The sequence below is a fragment of the Pedobacter cryoconitis genome, from assembly GCF_014200595.1.
Taxonomy (GTDB): domain Bacteria; phylum Bacteroidota; class Bacteroidia; order Sphingobacteriales; family Sphingobacteriaceae; genus Pedobacter; species Pedobacter cryoconitis_C.
Genome location: NZ_JACHCG010000001.1, coordinates 1,918,328 through 1,936,310, shown reverse-complemented (window position 1 = coordinate 1,936,310; position 17,983 = coordinate 1,918,328). Strand labels below are relative to the sequence as shown.

The following is a 17,983-nucleotide window of genomic DNA, read 5'->3' as shown; positions in this document are numbered from 1 at the left end:
TTAAAACAATGCACTCGTCTTACTGTTGAGTCCTCATCAAAATTAAACAGACCTGATTATGAACGGACTATCTCCCTGGGCACTGGCTGCATGTGCTGAGTTACAGAATAACCAGTCAGCACTTTATGTTAAATCTGCCGGTAGTTTTGAATTTAAAGTTTATCAGCGTAAAGACTCCATCTGGATTGTAACAGAAATGCCAAATGGCGGAAAGGTTGCTTTTCGGGCAGCCTTTAGCCCTGAAGGGTTCCTCACAGTAAAAAAGGGAACAGAAAGTAGCCAGAGCATCCAATTTAAGCTCAATAGTTATAGCGGAACGCAGCAGTTAACTATTATAATAGATGAGCAATCAGCAGTTCCTGTATTGCGCTACACGACAACCCTGACGCCAGCAAAGGATCTTTTTGTTCCATTCTGGCCAAGAGATATTCTGTTTACCGGTAAAAAGGGCAACCCTGAAAATACAGCAGGAAAGATACATGTGAGTCAGGAAGGTACCCGGACAGGATTAATTTATCTGACTGAAACCAGACCGAGTTCGGCAACCATGCTTTACCTTCAAAATCTGACCGCACTGGCAGATTATTGTCAGCAAACACAAACCTCCTGTGCAGATGTTGTTGGCGGCAGCTGGCCAGAAATGGGTTTTGCACTTCCTTCGGCAATAGAGAAACCTTTAAAAGCAGGAAAAGAAGTCGTTATTTCAGATGCATTTGTGGCTTTTGAGGAGGGGGTTTCCGGGGAGGAATTTATGATCGCCAGACAATTTCTCAATCTGCTGGCAAGGATTTACCTGTTGCTTCCAAGACCAGAAACCAGGTATCAGCATTGGCCCGACGTTCTGGATAAGGGTTTAAAAGACTTGATAGAGAGTCCCGGATGCTGGAGCCAGGTAGCGGGCCATAAATATTTCAATGCTTACGTAAGTGACTACAATACCCCACCAGAGATCATGGTACAACTAGCAGTACTGCTGCCACTTCTGGATTATGTGGAATGGAGTAAAACGGAACTGAGGGTCATGAAAACTATTAAAGATGGCTTACCTGCGTTTTATGATCGGAAAATCGGTTCAATTATGCGCTGGTTGCCTGCCGCAGAAGAAAAACTTGAAGGGGAAGAAGAACAGAAAAAACCGGGTGTTATGGATTCATGGTATTTACACCATCCTTTACTTAATTTATCGCGGCTTGCTTTGAAAGGCGATCAGGTTGCAGAAAAGCTTTTTCTGGATTCTCTGGATTTCGCGATAAAAGTAGCGCATCATTTCAACTATCAATGGCCTGTTTTTTATAAGATGGACACTCTTGAAGTACTTAAAGCAGAGACTGCTGAAGGTAAAGGGGGCGAAAAAGATGTGGCCGGGATTTATGCACATGTTATGCTTCAGGCGTGGGAGTTAACTAAAGAAAAACGCTTTTTAAATGAGGCAGAAAAGGCTGCAAAAACATTGCAGGATTATGGGCTCGAAGTATTTTATCAGGCAAATAATACTGCATTTGCCTCTGGTGCGTTACTCCGGCTTTACAAGATTACTCAAAATGAGCTTTATCTGGATCTTAGTTACCAGTGTCTGGCAGGGATCTTCCGGAATACACAAATCTGGGATTGTAATTATGGTTATGGCAGAAACTTCCCGAAATTCTTCGCGTTATTTCCACTTAACGATGCACCATATACTGCTGTTTATGAAGAGCAGGAAGTATTCTGTGCTTTACATGATTATCTGAAACATGCTGAAGGTGTTGAAATCCTTCCTTCGGTAAAATTGTTAATCGCCGAATATATCCGCTACCTGGTTGACCGGGCGGTTTATTATTATCCTGGTATGTTACCTGAAGAAATGCTGGAGGAAAAACCGAAAATCGGGGAAGTTGATACTAAGCTGTGGATTGCATTAGAAGACTTGCAGGATGGCTGGCAAAAGTCAGGTTCGGTTGGTCAGGAGGTTTACGGCGCAGGAAATGCATTTGGTATTTTACCAAGACATTATCTCCGGGTGCCGGATGAATCTTTTTTAATCTATGTAGACTATCCGACAGCCGGTTTTAAAGCCATCAAAGGAAAGAATATACATTTTTCTACCCTTGGAGATGAGCGGTTATCTTGCCGGATGATGATGATTAAGGGCGATGCTTCCAGCCTGCCGGATTTTACGGTGACCATAAATGGGAAAACAAAGCCTTTAAAAGGAAAGCTAACCCCAAAGGGGCATCTTGAATATCTCCTGTCAGGGAATCAGCGGGTCAGTATTATTTGGAAATCAGGAATTAATTAATCTTTAAGGGTTAACTCTTCTTCAAACAATTCAAAAAACAGGTTCTGTAATTTATGAACGTGTTGCAGTGTTTTAAAATCTCCTGTTTCATCGTTTGCGGGCACTTGTTTATAACAGTCGAAATATTCATCTTCCACGATATGATATAAGAAGAAATTAAATTCATGATGCTGGTAGTAGCCCTGACCATTATTTTTAAAACCAAATTTGTTAACGAGCCAGTCTTCAGTGATCGGAACAGGAAAAATTTCTTCTACTCTACCCGGTATAAATCCACTTTGATCAAATACCAGGCCGGTCATGATTTCGGCGTTAACATCGGTATGGCTGTTAATACCTTCAGGATAGATAGACATTACTTTTATCGGGTCATTGCCAGATAAAGTCTTCACGTAATTTCCTATTCTTAGTTCGGTGGCTTGCATGCGGGCAAAGCTAATGTTTTTGATTACGTTTTTTTGTTTTTAGACAGCTTTTAAAAATCTTATGGATTAGGCACCAGGAAGTTTATGCCATTCGATACAATAAGGTAAGAAGTAACGATACCAATCATCGAAACACATGGGTATCGTGCAAATTTCATGCACAATACCCCGTATTTTAAAACAAAACACACATTTAAACAGCCGCAAAAGTATTTGAAAAATAGTACTTCATTTTATGGTTTTCCGTAAAAAAGTCACATTGTCACCCTCTATTTTTGAAGAAAAAATCAACCTGTAATTCTGAAAAAAATGGCCTGGAGTTTCCACAAACGAATAAAAATCATCCCTGGAGTACATTTAAACTTAAGCAAAAGTGGTATATCAACCTCAATCGATATTGAAGGAGCAATTATACTTCCTGACTCCTATACGCCTCCCGCCCCTGCTGACAACATCTTTAGTGCAGATATCCATAAAATAACAAGCCAGAATATGAAAGGTGTAAAAGAAGCGATTGTTCTGGCATACCAACAGAGAAAAGAGTTAGAGAGTGATTTATTAAACATCCAGACAACTCTGGGAACTTCAAAATTAAAGCGTATGTTCAGCTATATATTTCTTTATGGGTTGCTCATTAAACGTATCTCTGAAAATTTAACGGCTGATATTGAAATGCAAAAAGAAGCAATTAGTCAGACAAAGGCAGCAATTGAGGATTGTTACGTCAATTTGGAGATTGATTTTGACTCAGAAATCAAAGAAAAGTATGACAAATTGGTTAACGCCTTTAAGAAATTAGCAACCAGTCATAAAATCTGGGATATCACAAGCGCACATTTTCAGGACAGGGTGATTTCGCGTTCCTCAGCAAGCACTATTGTCAATAAGCAGGAGGTAAAGTTCTCGTTCAGCTCAATTCCCGGCCTGAGATCAAATTTTGAAGCACTTTATTTCCAAAATGCAAATGGGGCTGATTTGTATTGCTACCCAAGTTTTATAATCATGTATGCTAACCAGGCTGACTTTGCAATTATAGGCATTGATGAAATCAATTTACAACAACGTGCTGTACGTTTTACAGAAACAGATGCTGTTCCCGCCGACTCAAAAATAATTGACAAGACATGGGCCAGGGTCAATAAAAACGGGACGCCAGATAAAAGGTTTAATGGAAACTATCAGATTCCAATAGTCAGATATGGTGAAATTACATTATCAACCCACACAGGATTAAATGAGGAATATGAATTTAGCAACTATGAGTCCACTGAAGAATTCAGCAACGTATTTAAAGAGTATCAAATAGCAATTAAACGGTCTAACTTATATAAATTAAGTGGCGCAGGTATTTGATGATCTATATATTTATATTCCCGATTTTTTGCATTTTCTCTACCAATAATTGCTTCACCTCAGGCCATTCTTCTTCGATGATACTATACCGCACAGAATTTCTCTTTCTGCCATCGGGCATGATCCGTTCGTATCGGATAACTCCCTCCTCTTTAGCACCTAATCTGAGGTATAAGGTAAATTCCACAGTTCACCATCGCTGGCTGCTTGAATTAATCCATCTTTATCATTGATAGTTAAGCGCCTGAGTTTTACTTTATTTCCGGTTAATTCCATTTGATGAATAAAGGTACAAATAAAATTATCTCTTGTCAGGGATAAAATGTGTGTCTGCGCCTTCCTCAAATACAGCATAAATACGTTTCCAGGGTTCATCGTTCAAGAGCTTCCATTCGTGTCCTGTTCCGGTCTCATCAGTAGCTAACAGAACATCTCCAGGGTGAAGAATAAAGCTCTCACCATTTTTCATGGTAAATTCGAGTATGCCCGACAGCGTGATCACATACTGTGGTATGGGATCATTATGCCAGTCAAAGGTAGAATGAGCAGGAGTTTCCTTAAAAAGAACGTGGTCGGCTTTGACCAGCGCTCCTTCAGCTATACTGCCGGTTGTAAAATGAGAGTCACCGTCCTCACCGGTATACATTAAATAGGCTTTGATCATGATTTTATATTTTGAAGATGAAGTGTTTCAGCAGTTTTCTTTCTTAAATCCAGGCAAAGCGCTGGATTGTCTTTTAGTGATTGTCCGTAAGAAGGGATCATTTCTTTCAATTTTTCAGCCCATCCCTCATTTTTCATCTTTTCGGCAAAGCAACGTTCCAATACATTGACCATAATCCAAACTGCGGTAGATGCGCCGGGTGATGCACCAAGCATCGCAATTATACTTTGATCAGACGAGCCGACCAGTTCTGTACCGAATTCCAGAATTCCTCCATGTTCAGGATCTTTTTTGATAATCTGAACGCGTTGCCCTGCGGTTTCCAGCTGCCAGTCTTCTTCATTGGCTCCAGGAAAGAACTCACGTAATGCGGCAAAACGCTCTTCTTTAGATTCAAGAACCTGCCCGATCAGATATTTGGTCAATGCCATATTATCTCTGCCTACTGCAAGCAAAGGAAGAATATTATGCGGATCAATCGAACTGAATAAATCCAGGTAAGAACCATGTTTTAAAAACTTGGAAGAGAAGCCCGCATAAGGCCCAAAAAGCAAAGAAGTCTTGCCTGCAACGTGCCGCTGGTCCAGGTGCGGTACTGACATCGGCGGTGAGCCTACGGATGCCTTTCCATAAACTTTTGCATGGTGCCGCTCTGCTATTTCCTGCTTGTCGCAGCGTAACCAGATCCCGCTAACCGGAAAGCCAGCATACCCTTCGGCCTCTGGAATCTCCGATTTTTGAAGTAATGCTAATGATCCGCCACCAGCACCGATAAAGACAAAGTTTGCGTTAACAAAATGGTGATGGCCTGTTTCCTCATTTCTGATTTTGGCTTCCCATCCGGAACCTTCGCGTTTAAGATCCTGTACGCGGTGGTGATAATGAATAGAAATGTTTGATTTTTCTTTAAGGGAGTCCAGGAATATATTGGTCAATGCACCATAGTCTACATCTGTTCCGGTAATCATTTTTGTTGCAGCTACAATTTCCTGCGGATCACGGCCTTCCATCACAATAGGTAACCAGCTTTCGATAATTTGCTTGTCATCAGAAAATTCCATCCCATGATAAAATGGGCTGGCAGAAAGTGCTTCAAAGCGCTTTTTAAGGAATTCTACATTATCAGCTCCCTGCACAAAACTAAAATGCGGCACTGAGTTTATAAATGATTGTGGGTCTTTAATTATGTTTTTCCCGGCCAGATATGACCACAACTGACGTGATAAATCAAATTCTGTATTGACTTCAAGTGCTTTAGAGATGTCAATACTTCCGTCTTCTTTCTCAGGCGTATAGTTAAGCTCGCAAAGTGCAGCATGGCCGGTACCTGCATTGTTCCAGGCATTGGAACTTTCTTGTGCAGGCTGATCCAGTACTTCATAGATTTTGATCCGGAGATTGGGATCAAGCTCATTTAACATGACCGCAAGGGTTGCACTCATAATTCCTGCTCCGATGAGAATAACGTCTGTGTTTCCTGAATGAACTGGTTCTTTCATGGTGTTCTATTTTAATGTGTGATGAAAAATCTATTATTTTCAGGATGAATATCTACACCCATCGGGCTTCCCAATACCAAATCCATTACCGGCTTTCTGGCTTTAAGATGAAGCGTTACAAACTTATTTCCCTTTATCCAACGACTGAAATTTCGATTAATTGTTGTTTGCTGCCATTATTATAATTGATGTCAGCTTATTTATTTTGCAAATTTCTTTGAACCTGCAACACAAAGGATTACACCAACAGTGACAGCTAACATTCCTATGCTCACTTGTTCATGAAGTAAGGTAGCGGCAAGAGTTAATCCAAAAAATGGTTGCAATAGTTGTAACTGCCCCACAGCGGCTATACCACCCTGTACTAAACCACGATACCAGAATATAAAACCAATCAGCATACTGAATATAGAGACATAAGCCAGCCCTATCCAGGCCAGTGTACCAATTTCTGCGAACGTAGCAGGAAGCTGATAAAACATAACTGGCCCCATCAGGGGTAGCGAAAGCACTAATGCCCAGCAGATCACCTGCCAGCCGCCAAGTGTTTTAGAAAGCTTCGCTCCTTCTGCATAACCGAGCCCGCATAAGATTATTGACAGGAACATCAGGATATCACCTTTTGGTGAGGCGGTAATGCCCTGAGCAACTGCAAAGCCTATAACCAACAAGCTTCCTAAGCCGGAAAATAGCCAGAATAATGGATGGGGGCGCTCTCCCCCACGCATTACACCGAATATTGCTGTGGTCAATGGCAGCATACCCAGAAACACCAGCGAATGTGCCGAAGTCATATATTGTAAAGCGAGTGCAGAAAGTAACGGAAATCCTATGACAGCGCCTGTCGCTACAATAAATAAGGAAAAAAAATGCTTTTGCTCTGGTCGCTTTTCTTTAAAAAACAGTAAAATAAACAGCGCAAGCAGAGCCGCAATGGTTGCCCTGGCAACAGTGACAAAAATTGGCCCGAAGCCCAGAACAGCTACCTTTGTTGCAGGCATCGACCCACTGAAAATCAATACGCCGATTGCTCCGTTTATCCATCCGCGGCTTATATTTTTTGTTGTTTGATCAGGAATTGACTGATTAGTATCCATGTTGTTAGGTTATCCCGTAAAAGTAGCGAAGGCTTAAACACAAACACAGTCTCAGTTTTGTGTATTTCAATGGACACAGTTATCTTTGTAAGATGAGTAAAGATTTTCTGTATAGTGACATTGCAACTGGAATTGCCAGGCAGATTACCAGTGGGCTTTTAAAATCCGGAGACAAATTGCCCTCTATAAGAATGTTATGTAAGGAATATATGATCAGCATGAATACGGCAAAAAGAGTATTCCTGGAACTGGAAGCGCAATCATTAATCGATTCAAAACCACAGTCAGGCTATTTTGTAAGCCGGCTACCTTATTTAAAACTACCGCTTCCTGAGGTTAGCCAGCCGTCATCTATGGCTAATGACAACGAACCGGATGAACTGATCAACCAGGTTTATGCCAACATGGGAAATGAAAATCTGACACTTTTTTCCATTAGCGCGCCATCGGGAGATCTGCTACCACTGGCCAAGCTTAAAAAGGAGATCATCATGGCCACCCGTGAGCTCAGCGAGGGTGGTACAGGTTACGAACCTTTGCAGGGAAATATCAAATTGAGAAGGATGATCGCGATCCGTTCTTTATCATGGGGAGGAAATTTGCATGAAAATGAACTAATTACTACCCATGGCGCAATCAATGCAGTATCTCTTTGTTTAATGGCGCTGGGAAAGCCAGGGGACACGATAGCGATGGAAAGCCCTTGTTATCCCGGTACGTTACAACTGGCTGTCAGCCTTGGATTTAAAATATTGGAATTACCAACACATCCGGTTACAGGCTTAGAAATAGCTGCGTTGAAGGAAGCTATTCCAAAAATTAATCTTTGCCTGCTGGTTCCCAACTTCAATACACCTTTAGGAAGTTGTATACCTGATGAACATAAAAAAGAAATTGTTGCACTTTTAGCTCAGCATCAGATCCCCTTGATTGAGGATGATATTTATGGTGATCTGTATTTTGGTACGCAGCGACCAAAATGTTGCAAGTCATTTGATCAAGAAGGAAATGTGTTATGGTGCAGTTCTGTGTCCAAAACCCTGGCACCGGGTTATCGTGTAGGTTGGGTGGCTCCGGGTAAATACAAGGAAAAATTACTTAAACTAAAGCTGATCCATTCTATTTCCTCTGCTTCTATTATTCACGAATCAGTTGCCAATTTCCTGAAGACGGGTAAGTATGAAAATCATTTACGTCAGCTTCGCCGCACTTTACAACTCAATTATCAGAATTATGTCCAGGCTATAGCGGAATATTTTCCGGAAGGGACAAAAACGAGCAGACCCCAGGGAGGGCTTGCCATCTGGATCGAATTCAGCAAGGAGATTGACACAAAGAAATTGTATTACCTGGCTATTAAACAACAAATCAGCATTACCCCGGGGCGAATATTTACCTTACAAAGTCAGTTTGAAAACTGTATGAGACTTTGTATTGGTTTATCCTGGTCAGCGGAAATAAGAGCTAAACTGAAACTACTTGGAAATCTGGCTAAGAGTTTGAAAGGTTAGTGATTTTAAATTTTTAGCTGGAATATTTAATTACTTTCGTCTGTCGTTAATTGAATATATGAAGTTAGAATTAATATGGTTTGTCTTAGGATCGGCATACTGGATATATCTAATTGATCCATTTTGTAGCAGGCCTTTAAAACGCAATTATTTACGTTTATACAAAGAGACAAAATTCTTATGTTTTTCATTATTACTCTCAGTAATTTTATTAATATCGGGGTGTATTTTGACTGCTACTTATGCACTAATACCTTTCTCTATACTACCTATTCTATTTATTGTTATTGACTTACTGCTGATAAAGGTTTCAATTCTTCATCTTGGCCGCCCTTTTATTTTTATCCATCGTGGTGATTTGGTAAAAGTAAGCTTGGCTAACCGTTTGTACTCAGCTGCTCTTATATTATTACCATTTTTATTATCATTTATTCTAGGCTATCAAATTATTATTAGTTAAACGACCTGGATCTTACCAAACATTTTTAGTTTTGACCATATTGAAGATTCAATGGTATCGGAATACCATTTTTGGTATGCATATTACCTGGTGTGAGATAACTGAGCTTCAATTTATAGCCTTCATTTTTATGGAAAGACTCTAAACGAAGTGGATAAAAACCTTTGGTCAATGGTACCAGGTAAGTACACAATTGGCTATTAGCATCGGTCATTCGCATTAATAAACGATTGTCAAGATATAGGTTTGCCTCTTCACCGTTCTCCAATATAAACATGTAATATCCCTCTTCCTTCGTTTCCAGTTGTCCATCAATCACTACAGCAATATTATCTTTTTTGTGAAGTTCATCTAAGTTAAAATCGCCATTTGTAATTCCTGTTTTCACCGGATTTTTTAGGTTTTTAAAGTCTGGCCATTCTTCCCATTTACCTACGTAATAAGCATAATTAAAACCACCTGGCTTTAGATTTTTCTGTTTTGAAACAGGAGGCAGGATTTTTCCACCTATAAAGTCACCAGTTATAAGCTCATTATAACGGGCTCTGGCTGTGAAGTTTTTACTATTTAGCCTTACAGACTTGGTTAAAGTAAGTTCATGCCCCATTTTTTCAGACAAAATAGTAGGTACTGTGCTATCAAGGGTATAATGAACTGTAGTCGTATCATTAAAATACCATATTTTAATGGGTTTATCTTTCAGTATAATACCATTCATAGGATGAAATTGTGCTTTATTATTAAGTCCGGCATAGGAGAATTTTAAACCGTCATAGGTACTTTTCAGTCTTATTGAATTATGCGTTTCGTTAGGGTAAACAATACTTTTCCAGGTTAATCCTGCAGGAGCGTATTTTTCAAGAATGGTATTCATGGTATCAATCTTCATTGTTTTACCCTCTTCACCTTCTCTGCTACTCATAAAAAGTGTAATACCTAAACCTGATAAAGAAGGTAATTTACTGGATGCAATTTTTGGGATATAACAGTTGTCCCACCAAAGGCTCGGATCGACTGCAATATACGATTTAAAGGCTTGTGGTTCATTTAGTAAGGCATAAGTGACAAACAAGCCACCTAATGAATGTCCCCAAAGTGTATTTTCACCATTTGAAGGATATTTTTTGTCAATATAAGGGATAAGCTCATTTTTGAGGAAACCTAGAAATTTATCCGCTCCGCCAGAAGTTTCCCAACCTTTAAGATGAGTTGGACTCAGGTCTTTATTACGGTCGATGCCCAAAACACTGACAATAATTGTTGAGGGCATCAAGGATGTTGCTTCTAGAAAATGTTGGGTTTCTTTGATTAAACCCGTATTCCAGTTGCCCCCATCCAGCACATAGAGTACATCATATTTACGGTCGCTTCCCGGCTCGTAATCCTGCGGGAGAAATACTTCTATCATTCTTTTTTGATTCAGGAGGTTTGAGCTTAAGGAATCAAGCTTTCCATAATCAATTTTTCTAATGACAGTGTCCTGTGCTTTAGCTATATCTATCAGACAACCAGCCATTAAGATCAACACAAAAAAGAAGCGGAGTTTGTTTTTGATTTTCATTGTTATGTAATAGACTGGATATCCGGAAAAATGTTACTCCTGCCCCCTCTTCTTTATCTTGAAATTTTGTAGCGTAATCATGATTTGTAACGTTTAAGAATAATAAATACACATAATTCTTAATCAATTTCATCTATATGAAGTATCTACTTACGTTATCAGCAGCAATATTAATCTGCCTTTCTTCTGGGAATTCTTTTGCTCAGCAGAAATCTACCCCTCAAAAGTCAAAAATCAGTCGTACTAAACAAACTAAATTTTATTGGGCTGGTGTGCTGCAAAAACAAGGAATGACTTCTTACCAGTATGGCACACATGTGCTTAAAGGTAAGTCTTTAGCTGGTGGGCCGAATCAACCGGAAACTACTTTTGCATTGAAGGCTGGCAAAAAGATCAACCTGAATAAATTTGCGGGCAAAAAGGTCATCATAACAGGTAAGAAGGTTGACGGTTATCCGTTAGAATCCGGCCCTGAGCTTATTGAAGTTTCAGCAATTGAACTGGACAAGGTGATGAAGATGAATATCAACTAATTTAATTCCGGTTAGCTTCTTCATATTTTCCGCAATCGTTACCGGCATCGATTGCGGTTTTTTATTTCACTGTTTAATTTCTTTCTATTTTTTCAATGATTATTTTAATAATTAACCAACTATAATCTAATATGAAAAACATGAAAACGAGAGTAAACTACCTCACCTGTTCGGCTACGGCCTTGTGCATAGCCTTTATTTCCTTTGGCTGCCAGAAAAGTAAAGATCCAGGGGCTGGTACAGAAAATTTAACAGCAACGAAGCTGAAAACGGTAACTGAGGCTACTTGTACGGTGCAAGGATGGGCCTCACAAAACGGAGGAACTACAGGTGGCGGGACAGCTACACCAACAGTAGTCACTACTTATGCGGATTTAAAAGCTGCCATACAAAATGTCAATGTGAAAGTGGTACAAGTTAATGGTACGATTACAATACCTTCTGGCGGAAGAATCTCTTTCCAGGATCAGACAGGAAAAACCATCTTTGGTTCTGCCGGAGCAAAACTAGTCTCCGATGATCAGACCAAAGCTAATTCCGGCATTATCAATGTTAAAAGATGCACGAATATTATTATCCGGAATGTGATCTTCGAAGGCCCCGGCGCTTATGATGTTGACGGTTGGGATAACGCAATACTAGATGCGAGCACAAATGTATGGGTTGACCATTGTGAGTTCAGAGACGGTGTTGATGGCAATTTTGATATCAAAAATATCTCTGATTATATTACAGTCTCTAATTGCAAATTTGGTTATTTAAAGCCGCCAAGAGCGGGTGGTTCTGGTGGTTCAGATGATCATCGCTTTTCAGGCCTGATCGGTTCAAGTGACAGTGCTACGGCTGACAGGAACCACTTGCGTGTTACATTTGTACGTTGCTGGTGGGCTGAAGGCTGTGTAGCAAGAATGCCCCGTGTCAGGTTTGGTAAAGTCCATCTGGTCAATAACTATTTTAGCAGCACGGTAAGTAAAAGCTGTATACAGGCGGGTTTTGAGGCAAATATTCTGGCAGAGGCGAACGTTTTCGAAAATGTTAAAAATCCTGTTGACTTAATGGACAATAAATCTACAGCTGTTCAGCTTAAAGATAATACGTTTACTAATGTAACGGGAAATGTTATAGGTAATGGTAATAGTGCATTTACACCTTCTTACAGCATTTCAATATTGAATTCATCCAATGTTAAAGCTGCGGTTACTTCATCGGGTGGTGCAGGAGCTACGCTGACTGGTAATAACTGTTCCTGATTTGTTTCTTAAACAGGAATACTAAAAGAAAGAAGGAAGTATAGTCTAAATCAAAGATTACACTTCCTTCTTTCCTTAAAGACTTTCTATTTCTTCAATGGAAAGTGCAGTAAATCTGGCAATTTTAACCAGATCAAAGTTTTCTTCTTTCATCTTTCTTGCGATGGCCAGTGCAGTTTCATGTTTCCCTTTTTCCTCTCCCTGCCCTAAACCTTCTTCCTTTCCTTTTTCTATTCCTCTGCGCTCGGCAGATTTAAGCCGGCAATAATCGTCTTCTTCCCGCTGCAAAATTGAATCGTATACAAATTGTTGTTCTGGTGATAGTCTGCCCATTTCAGCGATATTAAATATTTTTTCAAAAACACGTTTATCCAGATACTTAGGAATCTGATCCAGGCTGTGCATGTGTTTAAGCATATAAACCCATTTGTCCAGCTCAGTTTCCAGTTCATCTTCTTTCTTTACAAATTTAGGCAGTTCCAAAAACTTAAATCCCAGTCCATTGTGGAATATTTTACCTGTACCGGTATTGACCAGTGAAATGCTTTGCAAATAATCACTGCTTAAGCAGTTTTTCATTTTAAAATCCAGAATTCCAATCAGGAAAACTTCTTTCAGTTTATTGATACCCAGGATTCTGTGTGAATTCACTTTTATTAGTAACGGCATCCAGCTGTGTCCTTGGAATTGGCCTGATCAGGTTAAAATCAGTTATACCTTTTGCATCAGGGTTAAATGCTTTGACACGTTCCTGCAATTTACCAGCTCTTTTCAAATCAAACCAGCGTATTTGCTCACCAGCAAACTCCCTTGCCCGTTCGTCTAATATAAAGTCTAAGGTAACCTGTGCCGGCGTAATCTGCATAGCAGCCACTTTACCAGATTTAGCGGCCCTGCTACGGATCACATTCAAGTAAGTTGCAGCGGCGCCCGGATTCCCCAGGTTAAATTCGGCTTCAGCAGCAATCAGATATAACTCGGCGAAACGAATCACAAAAACATCTCTTGCACTCTGTGCCTCATTGATACTTGTTCTGGCAGGATCTGCAAACTTAATCAGCGAGACATAATGTAATTGATCCTTAACAGTTCCGTTTGCGTTGTAAACAGCATTGCGATCAAATACTTTATATAATTTACCAGCAGATGGAAACACTTTTTTCGTAGTCAGAATAGCGGTATCTCCTATTTTCATCCCTGCTGGCCTGGTTGTACCATTTGCATACCAGACCGTTTGAAATGAGCCTTCATACCTGGAATCATTGTCATCATATAAATCCAATAGAAAACGTGTAGGCATATAACGGTCAAACGGCCTGCCATTAGCCAGGTCGCGCAACATGCCAGGCTGATCATCGTATTTCATCGCATATAACATATGTCCATTATTACTACCCCTGCTATGGCCCAGGGGATTGAGAATCGGATCTATAAGATCATTTAAAGATAAATTTGTTGAATAGTTAACTGCATAAACGACTTCCTTGTTTTTGAGATTTGCCATTTTCCACAGGTCAGCATAGGCAGGTAATAAAGTAAAACCATAACCACCATTAATTACTGCCAGAGCCATATCTCTGGCCTCCGCATTTTTCTTCTGTGTAAGGTACATTCTAGACAAAAAAGCCTGTGCAGCGGGTTTGGTCACTCTTCCATAATCTGCTGTGGTAACCGGCAGATTGGCCACTGCAAATAACAGGTCATCAATAATTTGCTTATTAAAGGTTTCTACAGGTGTTTTATTCGCCGTTGTAATTACTCCCTGAGTTTCATTTAATGAAAAATGGACTCCTCCCCAGGTTTCAACGATATGCCAGTAATAAAATGCGCGCAGAAACTTTAATTCGGCTTCTCTGATTGGCCTTGCAGTGGAGGACAGCCCTGCCCCTGCAATCTTATTTATTCCTGCATTGCACAAATTAACAGCCGCATATAATTGCTGCCATTCCGTAGTAAGCGCAGCATTTGTACCCTGAAGGTTAATATATTGGGTTAAATCAGTACTAATATCACCAGCACCACTCATCCAGAGGTCTGTACCCATCTCAGAAATACTATGCCCTTCTTCTTTTCCATACCACCAGCGCTGATAGGAATAAGCCGCATTTACAAGCGTTTCAAATCCTGCCGGCGTAGTATAAACACTTTCAGCAGTAATTCCTGAGGGGTTGTTTTCCACAAGTGATTTTTTGCAGGAAAAAGTTACTGTCAGCCCTGCAAAGACAATCATGCCTTTATATATATATTGTTTCATTTCGATAAATTTGAGTTAAAAAGTAACGTTTAAGCCAACGGTATAAAGCTTGGTCATCGGAGCACCTTCTGATCCGCCCCGCTCAGGATCATATTCTTTAAGCAAAGATGATTTTGTATAAGTAAAAGGGTTTCTGGCAGTAGCGTAAACGCGTACGCTTTTGATAAAACTCTTCTCCAATACATTTTTGGGTACGGTATAGCCTAATGTAATATTCCTTAATCTGATAAAAGATCCGTCTGTATAGCCTAAAGCAGTGGAATAGAGTGTAGAGTTAAACGAGATGTTCTTATTTGGACGTGGAAAATCATTAGTGGCATTTTCTGGTGTCCAATAGTTAATAATCGTAGAACTGTTGTTAATTCCCTGCGGATCGTATCTGCGCAAAAAATCGGCGTATACAGTCTGCCCCATCCTGACGAAAAGATAAATATTCAGATCCCAGGCTTTGTAGGTAAATGTATTTTCAAGGCCTCCGCTCCAATCCGGGCGGTTAGTACCTATAATCTTACGGTCGTTGGTGGCATCAATCTTACCATCGTTATTCAGATCGCGAACTCTGATGTCCCCCGGTTTTTGCCCATATTTTGCCGCTTCTGTTGCATCGGCTGTTTGCCAGATCCCTATCTTTTCATAATCATAGAAAGATTGGATCGGTGAGCCTACAAACCAGGAATTTAACACGTCTGATTGCGCCCCTCCTGCAAGTTCAACAATCTTTTCTCTATTTCTGCTGAAACTGATATTGGTAGTCCACTGAAAATCTTTATGGCTGATGTTTTTTGAAGAAATGTAAACCTCAATACCTTTATTGCGTGTTTTTGCGATGTTTTGAATTACACTGATTACACCGTCTGTTGGTGGCAGACTTCTGTTTAACAGTAAATCATAGGTTTTGGAATCATAATAATCAACGGTTGCAGTTATTCTATTTTTAAAGAGCGAGATCTCTAATCCAAAATCACTTGTTTTCGTTTTTTCCCATGTCAACGCCAGATTACCAATTCTTGGAGAATAACCGTAAGCCAGTGCCGGAGCATCATCGTAAGCAAATGCAATCCTGGATAAACTACTCTGAGTAGCATAGGAATTGATATTATCACTGCCGGCAATACCGTAACTATACTTTAATTTTAAATCACTGATGATTTTATTGTCTTTTAAAAACTGTTCGTCACTAACTCTCCAGGCTACTGCGGCAGAAGGGAAAAATGCCCATTTATTGCCTTCTGCTAATTTCGAAGAACCATCAGTACGCCCTGTTGCCGTTAACAGGTATTTACCTTTGTAGGCATAATTTAACCTGCCTGCGAATGAAATCAGGTTATTCATCGTATAGGCTGTGTTTACTGCCTGATTCTGCGTATTTCCAAGACCGTAGAACAATTGTGATTTTAACAACTGATTCTCACCTGAGGCAGCAATATTATCAGATCTGTTATAAAGTAAACTGTTAATCCCAGTCACTGTAAAAGCATGATCTTTGATTTCTTTACTATAGGTAATATAGTTCTCTATGTTAATTAAATGTCCGTTCGAGGCTGAATAGGTTGCTTTTGGCACAGAGCCATTACGATCCAGAGAAAAACGGTCTGCATAAGTCCCTGTCCTGTCATTGTTCAGGTTTACCCCAAGATTGGAACGGGCAACTAATCCTTTGAAAGGCTTGAATTCCATATAAGCGGAAAGCAGTGTGCGGTTAATCACGGTTTTATTGGAATAGACGTCTGGCTGTTCGTCTGCAAGCGGGCTCACAAAAGTACCTGCCAGTGGATATACGATGAATTTACCATCATTGTCATAAAGTGTACCGAGCGGAGAGATTTTGTTCACCTGGTTTAATGGGTCACGGCGGTTATCTTGTTCATAATGTGTAAACTGCCCTTGCATCCCGGTTGTAAAGTATTTACCGATAGACTGATCAAGATTTAAACGGGCAGTATAACGACTGGATTTGTCCATTTTCAAGACACCTTTCTCATCCAGATAATCGAGTGAGAAATATACTTTGGTTTTTTCTGTCCCGGCCCTTACGCCTAACTGGTAGTCCTGCTGACTTCCATCATGAAAGATCAGATCCTGATAGTCCAGAAACTCTTTGTTTTGTATCGCTGTATATTCTGCGGAATTGAAAATTTTAACATCGTCTGCCGGACCTGACCAGTTACCTGTAGTACGGTTAGCCTGCCTGCGCTGTTCGATATATTGCTCTGCATTCATTACTGAAGGATATCTGGATACTTTTGACACACCATAATAGGTGTTTAAGGAAACCGTTGCCTGTCCTGAGATCCCTTTTTTGGTAGTAATCAGAATTACACCGTTAGCACCTCTGGATCCATATATTGCTGTGGAAGAAGCATCTTTTAAAATCTCCATAGAAGCAATATCATTTGGGTTTAAATCTTGCAGACTTGAATATTGTACACCATCTACAATGATCAGCGGGCCATTGCCTGCCGATATTGATCTCGTCCCCCTGATATTGATATTTACTCCTGAAGAAGCTGCACCACTGCTTCTGGTTACATCAACTCCTGGTACTTTACCCTGAATAGATTCTAATGGATTTGAAGAAGGAACTTTGGCAATGTCTTCGCCTTTCACAGAAACTACTGAGCCAGTAAGGTCTCTTTTCTTTACCGTTCCATAACCAATCACCACAACCTCGTTTAAGGCTGTCTCATTGGGTGTCAGCTTAATTTGAATTTGTGTCTGGCCAGCTGCGCTTACTTCTTCTTTGAGGTAACCTACATAGTTGATGACCAGAATTGCATCGTTACCTGAAATGTTTAAACTGAATTTCCCGTTGGTATCGGTACTGGTTCCCTGGCTGGTTCCTTTGACCAGGACACTCACGCCGATCAGTGTTTCTCCGCTTTTTGCATCAGTCACCTGCCCCGAGATTTTGCGGGTTTGTGCGGATAGGAAACTGCAAAAAAAGCAGAACCCTACAATTAAAAGATAAAATTTGCTCATAAATATTTGGTTAGGATAATCGCTTAAGGGTATAATTCTTTATTCCCGGGAGAAATCAAAAAATTAAATCAATTAAGTTTTATAACAAGTCTACATAGTTTTCCAGCGAAATGAATTTA

The 17,983-nt window shown here is 40.1% G+C and carries 15 protein-coding genes; 6 read left to right on the top strand and 9 right to left on the bottom strand.

Annotated features, from left to right (window positions below):
- The first annotated feature begins 58 nt into the window (after window positions 1-58).
- Window positions 59-2,278 carry a hypothetical protein gene (locus HDE70_RS07995; protein WP_183869615.1) on the top strand — a complete coding sequence of 740 codons (2,220 nt, stop codon included), beginning with the start codon at window positions 59-61 and terminating at the stop codon, window positions 2,276-2,278.
- Here the strand turns inward: HDE70_RS07995 and HDE70_RS07990 are convergent.
- Window positions 2,275-2,703, bottom strand: a complete 429-nt coding sequence (locus tag HDE70_RS07990) for a hypothetical protein (RefSeq protein ID WP_183869614.1) — start codon at window positions 2,701-2,703, stop codon at window positions 2,275-2,277. The two genes, HDE70_RS07995 and HDE70_RS07990, sit on opposite strands and share 4 nt — an antisense overlap.
- 309 nt (window positions 2,704-3,012) lie before the next feature.
- Here HDE70_RS07990 and HDE70_RS07985 point away from each other — a divergent pair, with 309 nt between their 5' ends.
- Window positions 3,013-4,056 (top strand): DUF4236 domain-containing protein, encoded by a 1,044-nt coding sequence (locus HDE70_RS07985; RefSeq protein ID WP_183889249.1) that lies wholly within the window; start codon window positions 3,013-3,015, stop codon window positions 4,054-4,056.
- Between the two features lie 4 nt (window positions 4,057-4,060).
- Here the strand turns inward: HDE70_RS07985 and HDE70_RS07980 are convergent, their stop codons facing one another.
- From HDE70_RS07980 to HDE70_RS07965, 4 genes are all read right to left on the bottom strand, one after another.
- The gene (locus tag HDE70_RS07980; RefSeq protein ID WP_221302016.1) at window positions 4,061-4,243 is read right to left on the bottom strand and encodes a hypothetical protein; all 183 of its coding nucleotides are present in this window, start codon (window positions 4,241-4,243) and stop codon (window positions 4,061-4,063) included.
- Between the two features lie 114 nt (window positions 4,244-4,357).
- Window positions 4,358-4,720, bottom strand: coding sequence for a hypothetical protein (locus HDE70_RS07975; RefSeq protein WP_183869612.1), 363 nt, complete (start codon window positions 4,718-4,720; stop codon window positions 4,358-4,360).
- On the bottom strand, window positions 4,717-6,219 hold the full coding sequence (gene mqo, locus HDE70_RS07970) for a malate dehydrogenase (quinone) (RefSeq protein WP_183889247.1): 1,503 nt from the start codon (window positions 6,217-6,219) through the stop codon (window positions 4,717-4,719). Before mqo ends, HDE70_RS07975 begins: the two co-directional genes overlap by 4 nt.
- A gap of 200 nt (window positions 6,220-6,419) precedes the next feature.
- Entirely contained in the window at window positions 6,420-7,316 is an 897-nt protein-coding gene (locus tag HDE70_RS07965; protein WP_183869610.1) for a DMT family transporter, read from the bottom strand.
- A 92-nt stretch (window positions 7,317-7,408) separates the two neighbouring features.
- Between HDE70_RS07965 and HDE70_RS07960 the strand changes: the two genes are divergently transcribed.
- Complete coding sequence (locus tag HDE70_RS07960; RefSeq protein ID WP_183889245.1) at window positions 7,409-8,827, top strand: PLP-dependent aminotransferase family protein; 1,419 nt, start codon at window positions 7,409-7,411, stop codon at window positions 8,825-8,827.
- 58 nt (window positions 8,828-8,885) lie between these two features.
- Complete coding sequence (locus HDE70_RS07955; protein ID WP_183869608.1) at window positions 8,886-9,287, top strand: hypothetical protein; 402 nt, start codon at window positions 8,886-8,888, stop codon at window positions 9,285-9,287.
- Between the two features lie 25 nt (window positions 9,288-9,312).
- Here HDE70_RS07955 and HDE70_RS07950 read toward each other — a convergent pair whose 3' ends face one another.
- Window positions 9,313-10,848: an alpha/beta hydrolase-fold protein gene (locus tag HDE70_RS07950; protein WP_183889243.1), complete on the bottom strand. Its 1,536-nt coding sequence runs from the start codon at window positions 10,846-10,848 to the stop codon at window positions 9,313-9,315.
- A 137-nt stretch (window positions 10,849-10,985) separates the two neighbouring features.
- On the opposite strand from HDE70_RS07950, the gene HDE70_RS07945 reads away from it, so the two are divergent.
- Both HDE70_RS07945 and HDE70_RS07940 read left to right on the top strand, forming a co-directional pair.
- Window positions 10,986-11,381, top strand: a complete 396-nt coding sequence (locus tag HDE70_RS07945) for a hypothetical protein (RefSeq protein WP_183889241.1) — start codon at window positions 10,986-10,988, stop codon at window positions 11,379-11,381.
- A gap of 140 nt (window positions 11,382-11,521) precedes the next feature.
- On the top strand, window positions 11,522-12,631 hold the full coding sequence (locus HDE70_RS07940) for a polysaccharide lyase family 1 protein (protein ID WP_183869605.1): 1,110 nt from the start codon (window positions 11,522-11,524) through the stop codon (window positions 12,629-12,631).
- Between the two features lie 75 nt (window positions 12,632-12,706).
- On the opposite strand, the gene HDE70_RS07935 is transcribed toward HDE70_RS07940, so the two are convergent.
- Genes HDE70_RS07935 through HDE70_RS07925 form a run of 3 tightly spaced genes read right to left on the bottom strand, consistent with a single transcriptional unit; the run spans window position 12,707 to window position 17,864 of the window.
- Complete coding sequence (locus HDE70_RS07935; protein ID WP_183889239.1) at window positions 12,707-13,282, bottom strand: Rpn family recombination-promoting nuclease/putative transposase; 576 nt, start codon at window positions 13,280-13,282, stop codon at window positions 12,707-12,709.
- Window positions 13,251-14,885, bottom strand: a complete 1,635-nt coding sequence (locus tag HDE70_RS07930) for a RagB/SusD family nutrient uptake outer membrane protein (protein ID WP_183889237.1) — start codon at window positions 14,883-14,885, stop codon at window positions 13,251-13,253. The genes HDE70_RS07935 and HDE70_RS07930 overlap by 32 nt, the downstream gene beginning before the upstream one ends.
- Before the next feature lie 15 nt (window positions 14,886-14,900).
- Window positions 14,901-17,864, bottom strand: a complete 2,964-nt coding sequence (locus HDE70_RS07925; protein WP_183889235.1) for a SusC/RagA family TonB-linked outer membrane protein — start codon at window positions 17,862-17,864, stop codon at window positions 14,901-14,903.
- Window positions 17,865-17,983 lie beyond the last annotated feature (119 nt).

Bases quoted from the DNA above. Each gene is read 5' to 3' on its own strand.
- HDE70_RS07995 (WP_183869615.1), top strand. From the start codon at position 59: ATGAACGGACTATCTCCCTGGGCACTGGCTGCATGTGCTGAGTTACAG.
- HDE70_RS07940 (WP_183869605.1), top strand. From the start codon at position 11,522: ATGAAAACGAGAGTAAACTACCTCACCTGTTCGGCTACGGCCTTGTGC.
- HDE70_RS07975 (WP_183869612.1), bottom strand. From the start codon at position 4,720: ATGATCAAAGCCTATTTAATGTATACCGGTGAGGACGGTGACTCTCAT.
- HDE70_RS07930 (WP_183889237.1), bottom strand. From the start codon at position 14,885: ATGAAACAATATATATATAAAGGCATGATTGTCTTTGCAGGGCTGACA.
- mqo (WP_183889247.1), bottom strand. From the start codon at position 6,219: ATGAAAGAACCAGTTCATTCAGGAAACACAGACGTTATTCTCATCGGA.
- HDE70_RS07990 (WP_183869614.1), bottom strand. From the start codon at position 2,703: ATGCAAGCCACCGAACTAAGAATAGGAAATTACGTGAAGACTTTATCT.
- HDE70_RS07955 (WP_183869608.1), top strand. From the start codon at position 8,886: ATGAAGTTAGAATTAATATGGTTTGTCTTAGGATCGGCATACTGGATA.
- HDE70_RS07945 (WP_183889241.1), top strand. From the start codon at position 10,986: ATGAAGTATCTACTTACGTTATCAGCAGCAATATTAATCTGCCTTTCT.
- HDE70_RS07925 (WP_183889235.1), bottom strand. From the start codon at position 17,864: ATGAGCAAATTTTATCTTTTAATTGTAGGGTTCTGCTTTTTTTGCAGT.
- HDE70_RS07950 (WP_183889243.1), bottom strand. From the start codon at position 10,848: ATGAAAATCAAAAACAAACTCCGCTTCTTTTTTGTGTTGATCTTAATG.
- HDE70_RS07965 (WP_183869610.1), bottom strand. From the start codon at position 7,316: ATGGATACTAATCAGTCAATTCCTGATCAAACAACAAAAAATATAAGC.
- HDE70_RS07960 (WP_183889245.1), top strand. From the start codon at position 7,409: ATGAGTAAAGATTTTCTGTATAGTGACATTGCAACTGGAATTGCCAGG.
- HDE70_RS07985 (WP_183889249.1), top strand. From the start codon at position 3,013: ATGGCCTGGAGTTTCCACAAACGAATAAAAATCATCCCTGGAGTACAT.